Genomic DNA, 20169 nt, shown 5'->3' with positions numbered 1-20169 from the left:
GCGGGCGGGCGGGCGGCTCGAGGATCGGCCGGGCCGGGTGCTGCGCCGGCGTCTCCGCTCACAACCGCAGGATTCCCTGCGCCGCGAGCACGCCCGAGCCGCGCAGCTGGACGAGGTCGCCGTCGACGGCGACCTCGAGCCGGCTCGGGCGGCCGAGCGCGGTGCCCTGCTCGATCACCACCGTCCCGCTGCGCGCCGCCGACGCTCGGAGGAGGAGCGCGGCCAGCGGTCCCGCTGCCGTGCCCGTCGCGGGGTCCTCGGCGATCCCCACGGTCGGGTTGAAGAACCGCGCGTACGCGTCCTCGTCCCCCTCGACCGTATAGAGGAAGCAGCCCTCCGCGCCGGTTGCCGCGAGCTCGTCGAGCAGCGCCCGCGCGTCCGGGACGGCGCGATCCACCGCTGCTCGAGACAGGGCGGCCACGAGCAGGTGGGGCACACCGGTGGACACGACCTCCGCTCCCTGGACATGGTCGAGGTCGTCGGCCGTGAGCCCGAGGGCGGCGGCGACCGACGCGTCGGGCGGGACGTGTCGGACGAACGTCGGCGGCGACTGCGTCATCGACACGGCCGGGCCGCCGTCGGTCCGCGTCAGTTCGACTTCGAGCAGCTCGTCGCCGATCTGCTGCATGAACGCGGTCCTGGAGGGGTCCAGCCGTCCCGCCTGCGCGAGCCAGATCCAGGCGCCCATGGCGTTGTGCCCCGCCCCGAGCACCTCCACTCCGGCCGGGGTGAACGAGCGCAGCCGATGATCGGCTTTCGGCAGGTCGGGCGCGACGATGAACGTGGTCTCGGACTGGTTGAACTCGCGGGCGATCGCCTGCATCGTCCGAGCGTCGAGCGCGTCCGCGTCGGGCACCAGCGCGAGCGGGTTCCCGGTGAGCGGGCGGTCGGCGAACACGTCGATCCAGAAGAATGGGACGTCCATCGAGGATCAGACTGTCACCGCGGATGCGCCGAGATGCTCACGGAGCGTGCGCCCTTCATAGTCCCGCGGATAGATGCCGCGATCGGTGAGCAGCGGCACGACGTGGTCGACGACGTCGGCGAGGCCGCTCGGCAGGGCGGGGGCCATCAGGATGAAGCCGTCGGCCGCGCCCTGCGTGAACCGCTCCTCGATGCGGTCGGCGACCTTCTCCGGCGTGCCGACCACGAACCCTCGACCGGCGATCGACTGGTACACCTGCCGCAGCGTGAGGCTCCTGCCCTCGACCAGCTTCTGGATCGCGACATACGCGGACTGCGACTGCTGCACCGTCGAGGCGTCGACGAAGTCGAACGAGAAGAGCTCGTCCGGGTCGTGGTCGGTCAGGTCGGTCTGCAGCCGGTGCGACAGGAGGTCGAGCGCTACGCGGTCCGGCGTCAGCTCGAGGATCGCGTCGGCACGTGCCCGCGCCTCCGCTTCCGTCGAACCGATGACCGGGGCGAGCAGCGGCAGCACCGCGAGCGAATCGGGCTCCCGCCCGGCCGCGGCGACGCGCTGCTTGTAGTCGCGGTACAGGTCCTGGCCGCCTTCGAGCGTCGCGGAGCCGAGGGTGAAGACCGCGTCCGCGGTCGCGGCGGCGAGCCGCTTGCCGTCCTCCGACGCGCCCGCCTGGAACAGGGCGGGACGCCGCTGCGGCGGTCGCGAGATGTTGAGCGGGCCGCGGACGGTGAAGAACTCGCCGTCGTGGTCGATCGGCCGCACCTTGTTGCCGTCGGAGTAGCGGCCGGTCGCCTTGTCGGCGAGCACGGCGCCCTCGTCCCAGCTGTCGAGCAGCGCGTTCACGACCTCGACGAACTCGCCGCCGCGGCGGTAGCGGACGGTGTGGTCGAGATTCGCTTCGAGCCCGAAGTTGCGGGCCTCCTCGTCCGAGGCGCTGGTGACGAGGTTCCATCCGGCGCGGCCGCCGGACAGGAAGTCGAGCGTGGCCAGCCGCCGGGCGACGTGGTACGGCTCGTTGTAGGTGGTGGAGACGGTCGCGACGAGACCGATGTGCCGGGTCGCCTGGGAGAGGGCGCCGAGCAGGGTGAACGGCTCGAGGCGCTCGTTGACGGTCGACTCGAGGCCGGAGAAGAAGCGGTCCCAGACGTACAGCTCGTCGGCCAGGAAGATCGAGGAGAACCGACCGCGCTCGGCGGTCTGGGCGAGCTCGCGGTAGTAGTCGAAGTCGAGGAACCGCTCCGGCTGCCCGTCGGGCAGCCGCCAGCTGGTGACGTGCTCCCCACCCGGGTAGAAGAGGCCGAGGGCGAGGACGAGGTGCTTCCTGGTCATGCGCGTGCTCCTGTCGGGACGGGGTCGGAGGACCGGGTCGACGTCCACCCGAGGGCGGGCGCGATCTCCGTCGTGAACTGCTCGAGCGCGTCGGCTCGATGGGCGTAGGTGTCGTAGAACAGCTCGGTCTGCACCATCAGCTGCGTCGCGTACGGCAGCGCCGGCTGGGCGAGGATCGACTCGGTGATCTGCTCCGAGGTGCCGTGGTGGAGGTTGATCGCCGCGGCCTTCTCGGCCAGCGTCGTCGCGGCGGGCAGGAAGTCCCGCCCCCAGGCGTACTTCTCCTCGATGCCGGGGCCGGCCTCGGCGAGCGCGGCCTCGCGGCTCGCCGCCGGGTAGATCAGCGTGGCGAGGCCGACCCGCGGGACGGTCCCCGATCCGCCGGACCGGTCAGCGGCGCACTGCTCGAGCCCGACGTAGTAGGCGCGGGCCGTGACCTCCGCCGGGGTGGTCTGGGTGGTGCCGAGCAGGACGCCGTGCCCACGCGAGCCCGCCGCGAACCCGGAGGGCGCGGAGAGGGTCGCCTCCCACACGCGGTCGGTGAGCCCCGGCGCGGCCGGGTTGAGCCGGAGCCCGCCTGCCGCGAGCGGCCGGCCCGCGAGGGCGTCGAGGACCTCGTCGATCCGCGCGAGGTAGGCGGCCCGCCGCTCGCCGGGGTCGGCAGCCGCGGGATGGCCGAGCAGCTCTGGGACGCCGGGCTGGTACCCGCCGTTCGCGAGCCCCAGCTCGACGCGACCGCCGGACACGGCGTCGAGGACCGCAGCGTCCTCGGCGACGCGGAGCGGGGTCTCGAGCGGCAGCGTGATCGCCGCGGTGCCGAGGCGGAGACGTGTGGTCGCCCCGGCGAGCGCGGCGAGGAGCACGAACGGGGACGGCAGCCCGCCCCGGCCTCCGTCCGTGAGATGGAACTGCCGGACCCAGACGCCCTCGACGCCGAGCTGCTCGGCCCGGCGGAACAGGCCGATCGCGTCCCGGTAGTTGCGTGCCTGGTCGCCGCGCTCGTCGACGATCGCGTACGAGGAGAGGATGAGCGGCTGGTCGTGCACGCGGTCGGTCATGCCGGCACCGGCTCGCGCTCGGATGCTGCCGGAGCCCAGCCGAGCGCGGGCGCGATGGACTCGACGACCGCATGGACTGCGTCGACCCGCTGCGCGTGCGACGACGTGCCGTAGGCGACGGAGATCTGCAGCTCGGTGGCGAGGGGGTAGGCGGGGAAGTCGAGCAGCGATGCCCCGATCTGCTCCGGCGTGCCGTAGTGGACGTTCACGCCCGCGGCCTGCTCGGCGACGGTCGTCGCCGCAGGCAGCCAGTCGCGCCCCCAGTCGTAGACGGCCGCGAGGTCGGGCGCGAGCGCTTCAAGCGCCGCCTCCTTCGACCGGGCCACGTGCAGGTGCACGACGATCCCGACACGCGGCGTCGTACCGGCGGGCAGGGCGGCATGGTACGCGGCCGCGGTGATCTCGGCGGGCACGGTCTGCGTGGTGCCGACGAGCACGCCGTGGCCGCGGAGCGCGGCGTCGGCGCCGGTCTGCTCGGTGAGCGCGGCCTCCCAGATGCGCGAGGTCAGACCGGGAGCGGGCGGGTTGATGCGCTGGTCGGTGGCGCCCAGCGGGTGGCCGTCGAGGGCCCGCTCGAGGAGCTGCAGGCGGTGGAGGTGGTCCGCCTTCTTCGCGGCCCGGTCCCCCTCCAGCCGCACGCCGAGTGCGTCGGCGATGACGGGCTGCCCGCCGTTCGAGACGCCCAGCTCGAAGCGGCCCGACGAGAGGGCGTCGAGTACGGCGGCGTCCTCGGCGACGCGGACGGGGTTCTCGAGCGGCAGCGGGACGACGCCGGTGCCGAGGCGGATCCGTGAGGTGCGCGCCGCGACGGCGGCGAGGAAGGGGAACGGGGTCGGGATGCCGCCGGGGAAGCTGAACCCGGTCGCCTTGCGCCGGAAGTGGTACGAGCGGACCCATGCCGAGTCGAAGCCGAGCCGGTCGGCGAGGGTGAACAGCTCGACGCCGTCGCGGTAGACCTGCGCCTGGTCGCCGTGCTCGCGGAGGTCGGAGTGGATCCCGATCCGGACGCTCACGCGGCGACCTCCGCGACCTCGTCGGTCGTGTCCCGGAGGTGGCCGCGCAGCGTCGTCGCCGTGTACTCCCTCCGGTGCAGCCCTCGAGCCTGCAGCAGCGGGACGACGTGGTCGACGAAGCGGTCGAGCGAGTCGGGCAGCGTGGTCGGCTGCACGGTGAAGCCGTCGCTGGCTCCGGTGGTGACCCAGGTCTCGATGAGATCCGCGAGCTGGTCGGGGGTGCCGGTGAACTCGAGCCCGCCGGGCAGCCCGGTGAGCTCCTCGGCGAGCTGCAGGAACGTGCGGCCCGTGTCGCGGGTGCGGGCGAGGAGCTCGTCGGTGCGGCTCGTCCGATCGCCGGTGACGGCGTCCTCTGTGAGCGGGCGGTCGGGGTCGATCCTCGAGAAGTCGAGGCTCGCGTTGTGCGCGAGGTTCCGCCAGCGGAACTCGGGGTCGACGGCGCCCTCGAGGGCGGCGCGGGTCGCTTCCGCCTCGGCCTCCGTGGAGCCGAGCACGTACGCGACGCCGGGGAGGACGAGGACGTCGGACGGGTTCCGGCCGTGCCGAACGGCGGCGTCGCGGACCTGCCGCCGGAACGCACGAGACGCCTCCGGGCTGCTCTGTGCGGTGAACACGAGGTCGGCCCGGTGCCCGGCGAGCTCGACGCCGGGCCCGGAGGAGCCGGCCTGCGCGTAGGCGGGGCGCCCCTGCGGCGACCTCGGCAGGGCGAGCGCGCCAGCGACGTCGAAGAACCGGCCGTGGAAGTCGACGGGTCGGATGCCGTCCTGCCGCGCCCAGACCCCGGCGGCCGGGTCGGCGACGACGGCGTCCTCGTCCCAGCTGTCGAACAGGCGCGTGATGACGTCCACGAACTCCTCGGCGCGGACGTAGCGTTCGTCGTGCGGCGGGTGGGCGGCGAACCCGAAGTTGCCGGCCGCCCCGGCGTACCGGGTGGTCACGATGTTCCAGCCGGCGCGGCCGCCGGACAGGTGATCGATCGTCGACAGCCGTCGTGCCAGGTCGTACGGCGCGCAGTAAGTCGTCGAGGCGGTCGCGATGAGACCGATCCGGCTCGTGACGGTCGCGAGGGCGGCGAGCAGCCCGAGCGGGTCGAAGCCGAGCTGGGGGAAGTACTGCGCGCGGAAGGGCTCGAGCCCGGGTGAGTCGGCGAAGAAGGCGGCGTCGAACAGGCCGCGTTCGGCCGTCTGCGCGCCGGCGATCAGCGTGGCGACGCCGGCGGCGGGCGTCAGCTGCGCGGGGTCGGCGAGCTTCCACGCGGACTCGTGGTAGCCGATCCCTGCGAGGAAGGCGGTGAGGTGGGCCTGCGGCTCGTCGGTCATCGGGTCCTCCGGTCAGGCGGCGTGGGCGGCGTGGGCGCGATCCGCCACGGTGGTGAGCCGCGCGTGCACGAGCGCCGAGGACGCGGTCGGCGGGACCTCCTGCCCGATGCGGCGGTACGGCACAGGATCGATCCGCGAGCGGAGGTCGATCGGCACCGCGTCAGGATGCATCGGGGCCCGCGATCGCCGAACGACCGTCGAAACCGGGCGTCACAGACCCTGCAACGCGGCGTCACACAACCCGGGGGCGCGACCGGTCTGCCTACGGTCACGCCATGACGAGCATCCCGACGACGACGACGGAACCGGTCCTGGAGATCCCCCATGCACCCGACGAGAGCGCGCTGCTGACGCGCCGCTTCCCCCGCTACCCGGACCGCTTCACCTGGGAGCCGAGCAGCCGGTGGGTGCGCGGCATCGTCGGCGACGTCGCGGTGGTGGACAGCCGGCACCAGATCCTCGTGTGGGAGCCGGGCCACAAGGTGCCGGAGTACGGGTTCCCCGAGTCGCACGTCCGCACCGACCTCCTCGTGCCGGGCTCGGCACCGGAGGAGCGCCGGTGGCGGCCGTCGACGCCGGACGTGGAGTGGTTCGACCTGGTCCTCGGCGACCGGCGGATCCGCGCAGCCGCGTGGCGGTGGACGGTGCCGGGGCTCGAGCACTACCTCGGCGTCAGCTGGTACACCGGCGTGCTCGACGGCTGGTTCGAGGAGGACGAGCCGGTCATCACGCACCCGCGGGATCCGGGCAGCCGGATCGACGTCCTCCCGACGAGCCGGCACGTCGTCGTCCGGGTCGACGGGGAGCAGGTCGCGGAGTCGTCGGCCGCGGTGGTGCTCTACGAGCACGGCCTGCCCGCACGGTTCTACCTCCCCGCCGACGACGTGCGGTGGCAGGCGCTGACGCCGATCGACTTGCGGACGACCTGCCCGTACAAGGGCGAGGCGGACCGCTACTGGGCGCTCGCCTCGGCGCCGGAGCGGGAGATCGCCTGGTCGTACAGCGCTCCGTTCCACCAGGTCTCCGCGATCAGGGACCGCATCGCGTTCTACAACGAGCGGGTGGAGCTCGTCGTCGACGGCGTCCCGTACGTGGACTCGCCGAAGACCTGGGCCTGAGCCGCTCCGGCGCCGCGATCAGGCCGCGCGGCGCCGGAGCGACACCGCGGCTTCGACGAGCGACGCCGTGTAGGCGTGGCGCGGCTGCTCGAACACGCGGTCCGCGTCGTCCAGCTCGACGAGCCGGCCCTCGTGCAGCACGCCGATCCGATGGGACAGCCGTCGGACGACGGCGAGGTCGTGGGAGATGAAGAGGAGCGACACCCCGGTACGCTCCTGCAGCTCGACCAGCAGGTCCAGCACCTGGCGCTGCACGGACACGTCGAGCGCGGACGTCGGTTCGTCGCAGACGACCAGCGGCGCCCGGCCGGCGAACGCGCGGGCGATCGCCACGCGCTGCTTCTGCCCGCCGGAGAGCTGGTGCGGCAGCTTGTCGAGCAGGTCCCCGTCGATGCCGACGCCCGCGGCGAGCTCCTCGACGCTCTGCTGCCCGCTGAGCAGGCGGATCGACCGCGCGAGGACGCGGCGGACGGTGCGGCGAGGGTTCAGCGAGGCGTCCGGGTTCTGGAACACGACCTGCACGGGCGGGATGCCCTGGGCATCCGCGTCGATGCCGATCGTGCCGCCGTCCGGGCGGACGAGGCCGGCGATCGCACGGCCGAGCGTCGTCTTGCCGCTGCCGGACTCGCCGACCAGCCCGAGCACCTCGCCGCGGCCGATGGTGAGCGAGACGTCGTCCAGCGCGAGTCGGTGCCCGTACCGCTTGGACAGGCGCTCGGCGATCACGAGCGGCCCCTCCGGCTTCGGCGCGGCAACCGCTCGTGGCGCGGTAGTCGCCGGTGCGCGTCCCGTCGCGAGGTCCGGCAGCGCGGCCACCAGCGTCTGCGTGTACGGGTGGCGGGGCGCGAGGAACACGTCGGCGGCCGACCCCTCCTCCACGAGCACCCCGCGCTCGAGGACGCCGACGCGGGCGCAGTGCGCGGCGACGAGCGGGAGGTTGTGGCTGATGAGGACGGACGCGAACCCGAGCTCGTCCCGCAGCCGGTCGAGCAGCGCCATGATCTCCGCCTCGACGCGGGAGTCCAGGCCCGTGGTCGGTTCGTCGAGCACGAGGAGCCGCGGCTCGGCGGCGAGCGCCATCGCGATCACGACCCGCTGCTGCTGGCCGCCGGAGAGCTCGTGCGGGAAGCGGCGCCCGATCGCGTCGGGCTCGGGCAGCCGGACCTGCTCGAAGGCCTCGACGGTCCGGCGACGCACCTCCGCGACGGACGCGCCGTGCAGCCGGTGCACCTCGGCGACCTGCGCACCGACGGGCAGGGTCGGGTTCAGCGCGAGACCGGGCTCCTGGTAGACCACCGCAAGCCCGCTCGCCCGGAAGCGTCGGAGCGCGCCGGCGTCGAGGCCGAGCACGTCGACGCCGCCGACCTCGAGCGCGGTCGCAGCGATCTCGGTGCGGTCGGGCAGGTACCGGGTGAGCGACATCGCGGCGGTGGTCTTGCCGGAACCGGACTCCCCCACCAGGCCGTAGGACTCCCCCTGCGCGATCTCGAACGAGACGCCGCGGACGGCGGCGACCGGTCCGGATCGGGTCGGGTAGGCGACCCGCAGGTCGCGCACCCGGACGGCGGCGTGGGGCTGCGTCATCGCCAGACCTCCTTGATGTTGTCCGCGATCAGATGGACGGCGACGACGAGGGTCGCGACCGCGAGCGCAGGGGCGACCACGGTCCACGGAGCGGTCTGCAGGTAGATGCGGTTCTCGTTGATCTGCAGGCCCCAGTCGGGCGACGGCGGCTGCGCGCCGAGCCCGAGGAACGACAGCGACGCGGTCACGAAGATCGCGGACGCCAGGCTCAGGGTCGCCTGGATGATGACGGTGGGCAGCACGTTCGGCAGCAGCTCGCCGAGCAGGATCCGCCAGTGCCGCTCGCCCTGCAGCGCGGCGGTCGTGACGTAGGTCTTGCCCATCTCGGCGAGCACGGCGGCCCGGATGATCCGCGCGATGCCGGGCGCGAAGACGAACCCGACGATGAGGACGAGCGCGGGCGTGCTGGTGCCGAACGCGCCGGCGACGACGATGAGGAGGATGAGCGGCGGCAGCACGACGAGCACGTCGAACAGCCGCATGAGCACCGTGTCGACCCAGCCGCGGAAGTAGCCGGCGAGCAGGCCGAGCGCGGTCCCGATCGCGGTGGCGAGCAGCGAGCCGAACGGCCCGACGACGAGCGCGGAGTCGGCACCGGCGAGGGTGCGGGCCAGGATCGACCGGCCCAGCGCGTCGGTGCCGAACGGGTGGGACGGTCCCGGTGAGGCGAGCGCGGCGCCGGAGTTCCCGAACGGGTCGAGCCCGAAGACGGGCCACAGGATCGCGGCGCCGACCCACCAGACGATCACGATCGCGCTGACGACGAACGTCGGTCGTCGGAGGAGCGCGCGCACACGCCGGCGGGCGGAGGCGGGCGGGCGGCCGCTGATCAGCGCGGCGCCCGGCTCGGCGGCCGCGGCGACCGGGGCGTCCAGCCCGGTCCGGGCGTCGGTCCGCGTCGCGCTCATCGCCGGTCCGTCCGTTCGAAGGAGATCCGCGGATCCATGAGGATCAGGCAGACGTCGGTGAGCAGGAGCGTCAGCAGCGAGACGGCGCCGGTGACCATCACCCCGTCGGTCAGGAGCAGGGCGTCCTTGCGCTCGGCGGCGACGACGAGCAGCGCGCCGAGCCCGGGGTAGTTGAAGAGGGTCTCGACGATCGCGCTGCCGCCGAGCAAGGCGCCGAAGTAGAGCCCCAGCAGCGACAGGGTGGGCACCAACGCGTTCCGCGCGACGTGCCGCAGCACGATCGCGACCGGGCCCAGGCCTTTCAGCACAGCGGTGCGGTGGTACTGGGAGGTGATCGCCCCGGAGGTACCGGTGCGGACCATGCGGGTGAGCACCGCGAGGTACGCGACCGCCAGCACCACCGCCGGGAGGATCAGCGCCTGCAGCCGCTGCGCCGGGTCGCCGGTCGCCGCGAGCCCCGACTGCACCGGGACGACGTGGATCCAGACCGCGAACACCAGCAGCAGCAGCACGCCGACGACGAACTCGGGGATGGACGAGATCGCCATCAGCCCGATCGTGATGACGCGATCGCTGCGGCGTCCCTCCCGGTACGCCTGGATGGTGCCGAGCAGGACGCTGATCGGCACCATGAGCACGAACGCGACCAGGCCGAGCTGTGCGGAGTTCGCCAGGGAACCGAGCACGAGTGGCGCGTCGGCCGTCTGGTACACGAAGCTCTCGCCCCAGTGGCCGGTGACGAACCCGGCGAGCCAGCCGAGGTAGCGCGCCCAGATCGGTCCGGCCAGCCCGTTGTCCGCGTCCCACGCCGCGACCTGCGCGTCCGTGGCGTAGGGGCCGAGCGCGTTCCGGCCGGGGTCGCCCGGCACGATCTGGACCAGCCAGAAGGTGAGCACGGAGACCGCCAGCAGCACGAGCGGGATCTGCACGATGCGCTGCGCGAGCAGGAGCGCGATCCGCCTCCCGCGGCCGGTGGACGAGCGGGACCCGCGGGCCTCCGAGGAGGTCCGCGGGTCCGTGCCGGCGCTGGACGTCATCCGTGGACGGCTATCGGCTCACCGTGACACCGCGGAAGTCGAAGCCGCCGCTGAACTGCTGGCCGTTCTGGAACGCGCCCTTCACCTGCTTGCCGAGGTAGAGGCCGTTCTTCTTGAACGCGGCGATGATCGTCGGGACGTCGTTCCACTGGATCGTGGCGATCTTGTCGGCGATCGTCTGCCGCTCGCCGGCGTCGGCGGCCTGCTCGTACTGCTTCGCGAGCGCGTCGAGCTCGGTGTTGGAGTAGTGCGCCGCGTTCCAGATCGCGCCGGTCTGGTAGGAGAGCCCGATGAGCTGCGACGGCAGCCGCTCCGCCCAGTCGGTGACCGTCGCGTCGGCGTTGAGCCACGGGGTCGTGTCGTTGTCGCCCCCGTAGTACTGCGCGCCGGTCTGGACCTTCAGCGTGACCTTGAACCCGCCGACGGCCTGCAGCTGCTGCTGGATCAGCTCCGCGTAGGCCTGCTCGCCGTCGTAGGTGGTGATGGTGAAGCTGACGGTCTTGCCACCCAGCAGCTCCTTGACCTTCGCCGCATCCTGGTTGCGCTGCGTGAGGCCGGTCGGCTGCACCCCGTAGTCGGGGAAGGTGGAGACGTCGTTGCCGATGCGGGCGGCTCCGCCGTACACGGTCTTCACGATGGCGTTGCGGTCGAGCGCCCAGGCGACGGCCTGCCGGACCTTCACGTCGTCGAACGGCGCCTTGGTCGTGTTGAAGGTGAGGCCGTCGTACTTCGTCCACCCCTGCGAGGTGAGCGTCGAGTTGCTGTCGTTCAGGGCGGCGGCGACGGCCGGGCTCTGGCTGATCTGGTCGGTCTCACCGCTCTGGAAGGCGAGCAGCTGCGACTGCTCGTCGGAGTAGAACTTCACGTCGACGCCGTCGAGCTCCACCTTGGCCGCGTCCCAGTAGTTCGTGTTCTTCACGAACGTGACGCCCTGCCCGGCGGTGTACTGCTTCACCACGAACTGTCCGGCGCCGACGGGATCCTTGATCCAGGTGGCCGTGTCGGTGCCCTTCGGCAGGATCGCGGTGTTCGCCCCGGTGAGCAGGTAGGGGAAGTCCTGGTACGGCTGATCGAGCGTGAAGTCGACCGTGTCCCCGTCACCTGCTGCGACGGACTTGAGGACGCCGGCGAAGGAGCTCTTCGCGGGCGACTGGCTCTTCTCGGCGATGATCGCCTCGAACGACGAGACGACGTCGGCCGGGGTGACGGCGGAGCCGTCGGAGAACTTCGCACCGGACCGCAGCTCGACCGTCCAGGTCAGCCCGTCGGACGACGGCTTCCACGAGGTCGCGAGCTGCGGCTCCAGCTTCCCGGTGGGGCTCTGGATGATGAGGCCGGCGGAGGCGAGGCCGACGATGAACATCGCGTTGTAGTCGGCGGTCGTCAGCGGGTCGATGTTCCCGCCGGGCGCGGTGAGCCCGAGCCGGTAGGTGCCGCCGGCTGCACCGCTGGACGACGTCCCGGACCCGCCGGGGGTGGCGGCGGTGGAGCATCCGGTGAGCAGGAGGGCGACGGCTGCGGCGGCAGCGACGAGGGCGTGCGGTCGGACTCGGGTCCTGGACATGCTGCTGTCCTTCGAAGCGGGCGACTGGTGGTCGCGGATCGGGCGTGTGGTCCACGAACCCTGCCCACGATCGACCGCGTTCGGGACATCCGATGACACGTCCCGAAACCTGCCGTCACGCGAGGTAACGGGCGCTCGTCACAGTCGGTAACCGGCATCGGCGCCGCTCGGCCCTCGGGCTACCGTGCCCCGCGCCGAAGGGAGACGTCATGGGGATCGAACGGACCAGCACGGTGCGCGCAGCGGAGCGGGCCGAGGTGCGCCTGGACCCGTACGGCAGCGACACCGACGCGCTGCGTCGGGTGTTCTCGGGCTTCCCGTCCGGCGTCGCGGCGATCGCCGCCGAGATCGACGGTTCGCCGACGGTGCTCATCGCGTCGTCGTTCACCGTCGGGGTGTCGCAGGATCCCCCACTGGTGCTCTTCGCGGTCCAGCGCACCTCCGCCTCCTGGCCCGTCCTCGCCGAGGCTCGGACCCTCGGGGTGTCCGTGCTCGGGGAACGGCACGAGGAGAAGACCCGTCAGCTCGCGTCGACGAGTCGTGCAGGGCGGTTCGACGGCGTGGAGACCTCCGTCTCCCCCACCGGCGCGGTGTTCCTGCACGGCGCCCCGATCTGGCTCGAGACGAGCGTCGAGCACGTCTACCCGGCGGGAGACCACGACATCATCGTGCTGCGGGTGCTCGCGCTCCGCGACGACTTCCAGCACCTCCCGCTCGTCTGGCACCGGTCCGCGTTCGCGTCGCTGCAGGAACCGGTGGAGGGTCGTTCGCGCGCCTCATGACGCCCGCCGCGACGGGCGGCTACGCCTGGCGGCGCGGATGGTCGGCGACGAAGACCGGTGGCAGCAGTCCTCCGCCCACGCACAGCAGCCCGGCCACGGGGTACGGGTGGGCTCCTGCACCGCTCGCGGCGGGAACGGCCTCGTTCACGGAAGGGCTCGACGTGCGCGGATCACTGTCTCCCGACATGCAGCGCACGGTAGTGCTGCGACGATCCGTCCGCGTCTGCATGACGGCCTGTGTCGGAACGGTGACGGCGCCGGGCGTGCCCCGGGTTACCGCGCGTGACAGCACGAGCCGTGCCGGCTGCACGACCGGGGTTGGATGGTCGGCGTCGCGATCGGGAGGGAGGCGCCGATGGTATCCGACTTCGACGGCCTCAGTCGCGAGCAGCTGAACCGGCGCACGAGCCGGAAGTGGAGCCTCGACCCCGGCACGATCGGGGCGTGGGTCGCCGAGATGGACTTCGGCACGGCCCCTGCCGTGCAGGAGGCGCTGCTCGCCGGCGTCCGGGACCAGGTCTTCGGGTACCTCACGCCGTCCCTCGCTGCAGAGGTCGCCGCAGCGACGAGCGACTGGTACGCCGACGAGTACGCGTGGCGGCCCGAGGTCGAGCGGATCCACTCGATCACGGACGTGCTGTCCGGGCTCGAGATCGCCGTCCGCAACTTCTCCCGCCCCGGCAGCGCCGTGATCGTGCCGACCCCGGCCTACATGCCGTTCCTCACCCTGCCCGGCCTGCTCGGCCGCCGGATCATCGAGGTGCCCGGCCGGCTCGTCGCCGGCCGGTGGGAGCTCGACCTCGACCGCATCGACGACGCGTTCGCGGCCGGCGGCGGCACGCTGCTGCTCTGCAACCCGCACAACCCCACCGGGCGGGTGCTCGATCGCGCCGAGCTGGAGGCGGTCGCCGCGGTCGTCGAGCGACACGACGGGCTCGTGCTCGCCGACGAGGTGCATGCGCCGCTCCGGTTCGGCCGCCCGCACCTCCCCTACGCGGCGCTCTCCCACGCCACCGCGGCGCACACGGTCACCATCACGAGCACGTCCAAGGCCTGGAACGTGCCCGGGCTGAAGGCCGCGCAGCTGATCCTGTCCTCGCCCGAGCACGAGCGGTCGTACCGCGCGCACGACATCGACCACCTGCACGAGCCGTCGACGCTCGGTGTGCTCGCGGCGACCGCCGCCTACCGGCACGGGCGCGAGTGGCTGCAGGACGTCAACGCCTACCTGGACCGCAACCGGCTGCTGCTCGCGGAGCTGCTCGACGCGGCACTGCCGCAGGTCGAGTACATCGCGCCCGAGGCGACCTACATCGGCTGGCTCGACTGCGCCGCCCTCGACGTGCCCGGCGACCCCGCGGACTTCTTCCGTGCGGAGGCCGGGGTGACGCTCACCGCCGGCGGGCGCTGCGGGACCGGGTACGACCGGTTCGTCCGGCTGGTGTTCGCCACCCCCGCCCCGATCCTGCGGGAGATCGTCGGCTCGCTGGCCGCCGCCGCAGCCCGTCGCCCGACCGCCGTCGCTTGAGGGATCCCGGCGGCGGGAGCATCCCGGTCCGCCCGTCGGGCTGAACGAACAACCCCGAACAGAAAGCCGTGCACCGTCATGACCGCCTACCTCGACAGCAGTGACAAGCAGTACACCCGCGTCTACAAGCGGACGACGCCGGACATCCTGTCCGCGTTCAACGACTTCAACTCGGCCGTGTTCGCGACCGAGGGCCGCGAGATCCCGCTGAAGTTCCGCGAGCTCATCGCGCTCGGCGTCGCCCTCACGACCCAGTGCACGTACTGCATCGACGCGCACAGCAACGCAGCGGTCGCCGCGGGCGCCTCCGAGACCGAGCTGGCCGAGGCCGCCTGGGTCGCGTCCGCCCTCCGCGCCGGCGCCTCGTACGCGCACGGCCGGCTCGCGTTCAAGCTGACCGACGGCGCGCACGCGCACGCCCACTGACCCGGGCACGGGCATGCGCTTCGGCTACTGGACCCCGATCTTCGGCGGCTGGCTGCGCAACGTCGAGGACGAGGGCATGCCCGTGTCCTTCGGCTACGCCGCCGAGCTCGCCCGGTTCGCGGAGGCGAACGGGTTCGACGTGACGCTCGTGCCCGAGCTGAACCTCAACGACATCAAAGGCGTCGCAGCCCCCAGCCTGGAGGCGTGGGCGGTCGCCGCCGCGCTCGCGGCGGTCACCGAACGGATCGAGATCATGGCCGCCGTGCGTCCCGGGTTCCACCTGCCCGCGGTGACGGCGAAGCAGGCAGCGACGATCGGCCGGATCTCCGGCGGCCGGTTCACCCTGAACGTCGTCTCGGCCTGGTGGGAGCAGGAGGCGCGCCAGTACGGCGGCGTGTTCTCGGCGCACGACGACCGGTACCGGCGGACGGAGGAGTTCGTCGCGATCCTCCGAGGCCTGTGGAACCGCGACGGGTTCGACCTCGACGGCGCGTTCTACCGGATCGAGGGTGCGCACCTGCAGCCGAAGCCCGACCCGCTGCCGGTGATCTACGCCGGCGGCGAGAGCGAGGCGGGCAAGACGTCGATCACCCGGTTCGCCGACGCCTACCTCACCCACGGCGGCACCCCCGACGAGCTGCGCGTCAAGGTCGCGGACATGCGGGAGCGGCGGGAGGCGGCCGGCGGTGCGCCGTTCTCCTCGTTCGGGATGGCCGCCTACGTCATCGTGCGCGACACCGAGCGGGAGGCGCAGGCCGAGCTGAGCCGCATCACGGACGTGTCCGCCGGTCCCGCGTACGAGTCGTACCAGGACTTCATCGCCAAGTCGCAGCTGGAGCACCGGCCCGACCTGCGCGACTACTCCGTCTCCAACCGCGGCCTGCGCCCCGGCCTGGTCGGCACCCCGGAACAGGTCGCCGAGCGGATCCTCGAGTTCGAGGCCGCCGGCGTCGACACCCTGCTGCTGCAGGCGTCCCCGCAGCGGGAGGAGCTGGAGCGGCTGGCCCGCGACGTGATCCCGCTCGTGCGCACCGCCGGGGCGGCGCGGTGACGGGCAAGCGGCTGCTCCTCAACCTGTTCGAGATGGGCACGCCGACGCACATCACGCACGGGCTCTGGCGGCTGCCCGGCAACGACCGGCACCGCTACACCGACATCGCGTACTGGCAGGAGCTCGCCGTCGCGCTCGAGGAGGGCGGGTTCGACGCGGTGTTCCTCGCCGACGTCGTCGGCGCCTACGACGTGTTCCGCGGCGGCTTCGACGACGCGCTGCGGGAGGGCCTGCAGCTGCCGAACATCGACCCGCTGCTCGTCATCCCGGTGATGGCGGCGGTGACGAAGCGGCTCGGCTTCGGGGTGACGTTCTCGACCAGCTACGAGCCGCCGTTCGCGTTCGCGCGGCGGATGAGCACCCTCGACCACCTCACGCGGGGGCGGGTGGGCTGGAACGTCGTGACCTCCTACCTCCCGAACGCCGCACGGAGCTTCGGGCTCACGGAGGAGATCCCGCACGACGAGCGCTACGCGATCGCGGCGGAGTACCTCGACGTCGTCTACAAGCTGTGGGAGGGGTCGTGGGACGACGACGCGGTCCAGCGCGACGCGGCGCGCGGCGTGTACACCGATCCGGCGAAGGTGCGCAGGATCGACCACGTCGGCCCGCGGTTCTCGGTCGCCGGCCCGCACCTGTCCGAGCCCGGCCCGCAGCGCACGCCGGTGATCTTCCAGGCGACCGCCTCCCCGGTCGGCATCGCGCTCGCGGCGCAGCACGCCGAGCTCGTCTTCACCATCCAGTGGGGCGCCACGGTGCACGCGACGGTCCAGGCGTTCCGCGACGCCGCGGTCGCCGCCGGGCGCGAACGGGACTCGTTGAAGGTGCTCGTGCAGTCCGCCGTGTTCGTCGCCGGGACGGAGGCGGAGGCGCGCGCGAAGCTCGAGACGTACCGCGCGTTCCGCAGCGAGATCGGCCTCTTCGTGCACACGAGCACCGTGTTCGACCCGACGCAGCACGCGCCGTCCACGATCGTGGCGGACGCGGTGGCGGCGGAGGGCGGCGACCTCGGCGCCGTGCGCCCGCTGCTGCGCGGCCTCACCGTCGCCGAGTACACGGCGGCCGTCGACGAGGCGTGGACGGAGGAGTTCCTCGCCGTCGGCGATCCCGAGCAGGTCGCCGACCGGATCGAGCACTGGCTGGACGTCGACGACGTCGACGGGATCAACCTGCGGCAGTACCACTCGTTCGACACCGTGCGGGACTTCGCCCGGTACGTGACCCCGGTGCTCCGGCGCCGGGGCCGGCTGCCGGAAGCGGACGACGCCGAGGGCGTCACCCTGCGCGAGCGCCTGTTCGGTCGCGGCCCGCGGCTGCCGGACACCCATCCTGCGCGGCGCTACCGCGGCGGTGCGCACCTCGGCTGAGCGGACTCACGCCTCCCGCCCGACCCGCACCGCGAGCGGCGCCGGGTCGATCGTGACGAGCACCTCCTGGTAGGCGAGCCACAGGCGGTGCAGCCCGGTGCCCGCAGCGGTCGCGGAGGCGCCGAGGGTGTCGAACATCGCGGTCACCGCGATCCCCGCGACGCGGTCGAGGCCGAGCAGGACGGCGTCGAGGTCCTCGTCCCGCGCCGTGCCCGCGGCCGCCTCCGCGAGCAGCGCGTCCGCCGCGGCGACGGCGATTGCGGCGAGCCCGGCGTGCTCCCCGAGCAGCCGCAGGTGCTGCGGGTCGTCCCGCGACCTCGCCGTGTTGCCCCACCAGATCGTGCGCTCCCGCGCCCTCGTCTGCAGCGCCGAGGAGCGCGCGGCCGCGTCGGTGATCGCGGCGAGCGCGAGTGCGGCCTCGAGCCGCCGGGCGCGGTCGCCGGCCGCCCAGGGCCCCGCACCCCGGACGGCCGACCGGACCGCCTCCGCGGATCGCTCCGACCACGGCAGGTCCTCCTGCGCCGTCCGCCAGGTGCTTCGCAGATCCGTCATCGTGCGCGGCTCCCGTCGTCGGTGGGCGGCAGCCTACGAAGCGCGACCGGTCCGCTCCGCCTCCGTCGACACACTTCTCAACGTGCGGGCAGACCGGCGCGGGCGCGTCGGTACTGTCGGCCGGTGCCCGACCTCGGCGATCTCCTCGGCCCCGGGTTCGACGAGGTCCTCGCGGAGCTGGTCGTGATCTCGGTCGACAGCGACCGCACCGGGAGCCTGCCGCGGCGCGCGTTCGCGGCGCTCCGCTCGGCCGGCTTCGGTCGGATGCGGCTGCCGGTCGACGACGGCGGGCTCGGCGCGTCCGTGCCGCAGCTGCTCGATGCGATCCGCCGCCTCGCGGCCGCCGACTCGGGCATCGCGCAGAGCTGGCGCACCCATGTGATCGCGACCGAGCGCCACCTCGCGAGCGCGGCGTCGCCCACGCGGACCCGCTGGCTGCGCCGGATCGCGGACGGCGCGATCCTCGGCGGCGGCTGGAGCGAGGCGGACGGCAGCGGCGCGGCCCGCTTCACGACGCGGCTCGAACGGTTCGACGGCCGGCTGACGCTGTCGGGCAGGAAGTTCTACTCGACGGGCAGCGCGTACGCGGACTGGCTCGAGTACAGCGCTGTCGGCGAGGACGGCCGCGACGTCGTCGTCGCCGTGCCCGCGACCGCGCCGGGCATCACGATCCTCGACGACTGGGACGGGTTCGGCCAGCGCGCGACCGCGAGCGGGACGACGATCCTCGACACCGTCCCGGTCGACGAGGGCGACCTCGTCCCGTTCTCGGACTTCGGGCCGGGCACCGGCGGCTGGCAGCAGGCGACGCTGCTCGCGGTGCTCGCGGGAATCGCGGAGGGGGCGCGACAGCGTGCCGCAGCACTCGTCGGCGACTCGGAGCGGCGTGGGGTCGCCACCGGGCTTCACGCGCTCGAGACCTTCGGCCGGATCAGCGCGCTCGCCGCGGTGCACGCCGCGACCGGCGGACGGTTCGCCTGGAACGCCGTGACGACGTGGGACGTCGAGGCGGTCCGCAACTTCGGCATCGCCGAGCTGCCGGAGCGCGAGGAGCGGTACGCCCGCGCGGAGGAGTTCGTCCGCGCCGTGCTGGACCTCTGGGCGGCGGGCGACGAGGGGGTCCACCGCGGCGGGCGGTTCGTCCGAGTCGACGGCGCGCTGGCCGGGGCGGACCGGGTGCCGGGCCGGCCGGCCGTGCTGCAGGCTGGCGGGTCCGCGCCCGGGCAGCGGCTCGCGGGGCTGGTCGCCGACGCGGTGTTCTCGATCGAGCACGACCCCGCCGAGGCGCAGCTGCACCGCCGCCAGGTGGCCGAGCAGGCCGTGCTCGCCGGCCGGGGCGCCGACGCCGTCCGGATCTACCCGGGGCTCGCGATCGTGATCGGCAGCACGGAGCGGGAGGCGTGGGAGCGGTTCGAGCACTGGGAGCACCAGGCGCCGCCGACCTACAGCCTGAACGAGCTGTCGAAGGCGCTCGGCGCGGACCTCGGCGACGCGGACCTCGACGCGCCGGTGCCGGCCGCGGTGGTCGACGCCGCGGAGCAGGAGGGGAAGGGCTGGTCGACCGGCTACCGGCGGGTGCTGGTCCGCAGGATCCGCACCGAGCGGCCGACGATCCGTGCGCTGCTGCGCGACTTCGGCGGCTACGGCCAGCGGTTCGTCGCGGGGACGCCTGAGGCGATCGCGGACTCGATGGAGGCGTGGTTCCGGGCGGGTGCTGCCGACGGGTTCAACGTGATGCTCGACCTGTTCCCCTCCGGCCTGGTCGACTTCGTGGACCAGGTGGTGCCGGAGCTGCAGCGGCGAGGGCTGTTCCGCACCGAGTACGCGGACGGCACCCTGCTCGACCGGTTCCGCTCGCCCTGACCGGCGCAGGCGGCGTCAGCCGTCGGTCGCCGCAGGCGGGGTGCCGACGTACCAGATCTCGGGCAGCGGCTCGTCGAGCAGCGCCCGCGCGCCGAGGGCGCGCGCCTTCAGATGCGCGGGGTTGTGGTTCGCCAGCGTCCTCGCGTTGCGCCAGTGGCGGTCGAAGCCGCGACGGGCGTCGACGAGCGAGCCGCCACCGAGGTCGAAGAGCGTCTGCGCCGCCTCGAGCACGAGGCCCGGCACCACCACCTGCGCCTGGGTGACGAGCAGGTGGCCGTCGAGCGTCTGCCCCTCCGCGGGACGCGCGAGGTCCTGGTCGACCGCCGCCGCGGCGGCACGCACCGCGGCGACGACCGTCCCCGCGATGCCCTCGATGCGGCCGACGCGCTCCTGCAGCTGCGGGTCGTGGTCCGGTGTCGCCGCGGACGCGTGCGTGTAGTGCCGGGTCCGCCCCCGCAGCCAGGCGACGGCGTCGTCGTGGACGGTGACGGCGATCCCCGCGAGCGTCGCGAGATGGTTCAGCTGCAGGATCGCGTCGACGTTCCCCTGCCTGCCGCCGGCCCCCTCGCCCTCGCGCACGTCGGCCGGGTCCACCTCCACCCCGGTGAGGACGACCGTGCCGGAGGTGGTCAGCCGCTGCCCGACGCCGTCCCAGTCGTCCAGCAGCTCGACACCGGGCGCGTCCGCCCGGACGGTGGCGGTGCGATGCCGCCCGTCGGCGCCCGACACGAGCACGTGCAGCCGGTCG

At 73.2% G+C, this 20169-nt stretch carries 18 protein-coding genes and 1 pseudogene; 7 read left to right on the top strand and 12 right to left on the bottom strand.

Features of this window, described 5'->3' with window-relative positions; translation table 11 throughout:
• Positions 1–58: 58 nt before the first annotated feature.
• Genes ACFE60_RS07015 through ACFE60_RS06990 form a run of 6 tightly spaced genes read right to left on the bottom strand, consistent with a single transcriptional unit; the run spans position 59 to position 5797 of the window.
• Positions 59–925 carry a PhzF family phenazine biosynthesis protein gene (locus ACFE60_RS07015; protein ID WP_375388134.1) on the bottom strand — a complete coding sequence of 289 codons (867 nt, stop codon included), beginning with the start codon at positions 923–925 and terminating at the stop codon, positions 59–61.
• A gap of 6 nt (positions 926–931) precedes the next feature.
• On the bottom strand, positions 932–2251 hold the full coding sequence (locus tag ACFE60_RS07010; protein ID WP_375388133.1) for an LLM class flavin-dependent oxidoreductase: 1320 nt from the start codon (positions 2249–2251) through the stop codon (positions 932–934).
• Positions 2248–3309 carry an LLM class flavin-dependent oxidoreductase gene (locus tag ACFE60_RS07005; protein WP_375388132.1) on the bottom strand — a complete coding sequence of 354 codons (1062 nt, stop codon included), beginning with the start codon at positions 3307–3309 and terminating at the stop codon, positions 2248–2250. The genes ACFE60_RS07010 and ACFE60_RS07005 overlap by 4 nt, the downstream gene beginning before the upstream one ends.
• A complete protein-coding gene (locus tag ACFE60_RS07000) occupies positions 3306–4322 on the bottom strand; it encodes an LLM class flavin-dependent oxidoreductase (protein WP_375388131.1) in 1017 nt (338 codons plus the stop codon). The genes ACFE60_RS07005 and ACFE60_RS07000 overlap by 4 nt, the downstream gene beginning before the upstream one ends.
• Positions 4319–5641 carry an NtaA/DmoA family FMN-dependent monooxygenase gene (locus ACFE60_RS06995; RefSeq protein WP_375388130.1) on the bottom strand — a complete coding sequence of 441 codons (1323 nt, stop codon included), beginning with the start codon at positions 5639–5641 and terminating at the stop codon, positions 4319–4321. The genes ACFE60_RS07000 and ACFE60_RS06995 overlap by 4 nt, the downstream gene beginning before the upstream one ends.
• A 12-nt stretch (positions 5642–5653) precedes the next feature.
• Entirely contained in the window at positions 5654–5797 is a 144-nt protein-coding gene (locus ACFE60_RS06990; protein ID WP_375388129.1) for a hypothetical protein, read from the bottom strand.
• Between the two features lie 119 nt (positions 5798–5916).
• Here ACFE60_RS06990 and ACFE60_RS06985 point away from each other — a divergent pair, with 119 nt between their 5' ends.
• Positions 5917–6759, top strand: coding sequence for a DUF427 domain-containing protein (locus ACFE60_RS06985; protein ID WP_375388128.1), 843 nt, complete (start codon positions 5917–5919; stop codon positions 6757–6759).
• Positions 6760–6777: 18 nt separating this feature from the next.
• Here the strand turns inward: ACFE60_RS06985 and ACFE60_RS06980 are convergent, their stop codons facing one another.
• From ACFE60_RS06980 to ACFE60_RS06965, 4 genes are read right to left on the bottom strand one after another with little or no spacing between them, the layout of a single operon-like run.
• Positions 6778–8343 carry an ATP-binding cassette domain-containing protein gene (locus ACFE60_RS06980; RefSeq protein ID WP_375388127.1) on the bottom strand — a complete coding sequence of 522 codons (1566 nt, stop codon included), beginning with the start codon at positions 8341–8343 and terminating at the stop codon, positions 6778–6780.
• Positions 8340–9251 (bottom strand): ABC transporter permease, encoded by a 912-nt coding sequence (locus tag ACFE60_RS06975; RefSeq protein ID WP_375388126.1) that lies wholly within the window; start codon positions 9249–9251, stop codon positions 8340–8342. The genes ACFE60_RS06980 and ACFE60_RS06975 overlap by 4 nt, the downstream gene beginning before the upstream one ends.
• Positions 9248–10288 carry an ABC transporter permease gene (locus ACFE60_RS06970; protein WP_375388125.1) on the bottom strand — a complete coding sequence of 347 codons (1041 nt, stop codon included), beginning with the start codon at positions 10286–10288 and terminating at the stop codon, positions 9248–9250. The genes ACFE60_RS06975 and ACFE60_RS06970 overlap by 4 nt, the downstream gene beginning before the upstream one ends.
• Before the next feature lie 10 nt (positions 10289–10298).
• A complete protein-coding gene (locus ACFE60_RS06965) occupies positions 10299–11852 on the bottom strand; it encodes an ABC transporter substrate-binding protein (RefSeq protein WP_375388124.1) in 1554 nt (517 codons plus the stop codon).
• Between the two features lie 209 nt (positions 11853–12061).
• Between ACFE60_RS06965 and ACFE60_RS06960 the strand changes: the two genes are divergently transcribed.
• The 5 genes from ACFE60_RS06960 to ACFE60_RS06940 all read left to right on the top strand — a co-directional run bounded on the left by ACFE60_RS06960 (position 12062) and on the right by ACFE60_RS06940 (position 17006).
• A complete protein-coding gene (locus ACFE60_RS06960) occupies positions 12062–12634 on the top strand; it encodes a flavin reductase family protein (RefSeq protein WP_375388123.1) in 573 nt (190 codons plus the stop codon).
• 355 nt (positions 12635–12989) lie between these two features.
• Positions 12990–14162 (top strand): MalY/PatB family protein, encoded by a 1173-nt coding sequence (locus tag ACFE60_RS06955; RefSeq protein ID WP_375388122.1) that lies wholly within the window; start codon positions 12990–12992, stop codon positions 14160–14162.
• A gap of 78 nt (positions 14163–14240) precedes the next feature.
• Positions 14241–14588, top strand: coding sequence for a carboxymuconolactone decarboxylase family protein (locus ACFE60_RS06950; RefSeq protein WP_375388121.1), 348 nt, complete (start codon positions 14241–14243; stop codon positions 14586–14588).
• 13 nt (positions 14589–14601) lie between these two features.
• Positions 14602–15639 (top strand): LLM class flavin-dependent oxidoreductase, encoded by a 1038-nt coding sequence (locus ACFE60_RS06945; protein WP_375388120.1) that lies wholly within the window; start codon positions 14602–14604, stop codon positions 15637–15639.
• A complete protein-coding gene (locus ACFE60_RS06940) occupies positions 15636–17006 on the top strand; it encodes an NtaA/DmoA family FMN-dependent monooxygenase (RefSeq protein ID WP_375388119.1) in 1371 nt (456 codons plus the stop codon). Before ACFE60_RS06945 ends, ACFE60_RS06940 begins: the two co-directional genes overlap by 4 nt.
• Positions 17007–17012: 6 nt before the next feature.
• Here the strand turns inward: ACFE60_RS06940 and ACFE60_RS06935 are convergent, their stop codons facing one another.
• Positions 17013–17558, bottom strand: a complete 546-nt coding sequence (locus tag ACFE60_RS06935) for a hypothetical protein (protein WP_375388118.1) — start codon at positions 17556–17558, stop codon at positions 17013–17015.
• Positions 17559–17681: 123 nt separating this feature from the next.
• Here ACFE60_RS06935 and ACFE60_RS06930 point away from each other — a divergent pair, with 123 nt between their 5' ends.
• On the top strand, positions 17682–19421 hold the full coding sequence (locus ACFE60_RS06930) for an LLM class flavin-dependent oxidoreductase (RefSeq protein WP_375388117.1): 1740 nt from the start codon (positions 17682–17684) through the stop codon (positions 19419–19421).
• 15 nt (positions 19422–19436) lie between these two features.
• Here ACFE60_RS06930 and ACFE60_RS06925 read toward each other — a convergent pair.
• A pseudogene (locus ACFE60_RS06925) lies at positions 19437–20169 on the bottom strand (hypothetical protein); the annotation flags it as partial.

The organism is uncultured Amnibacterium sp. (assembly GCF_964245895.1).
Taxonomy (GTDB): domain Bacteria; phylum Actinomycetota; class Actinomycetes; order Actinomycetales; family Microbacteriaceae; genus Amnibacterium.
This window is presented reverse-complemented; position numbering and strand designations above follow the sequence as displayed.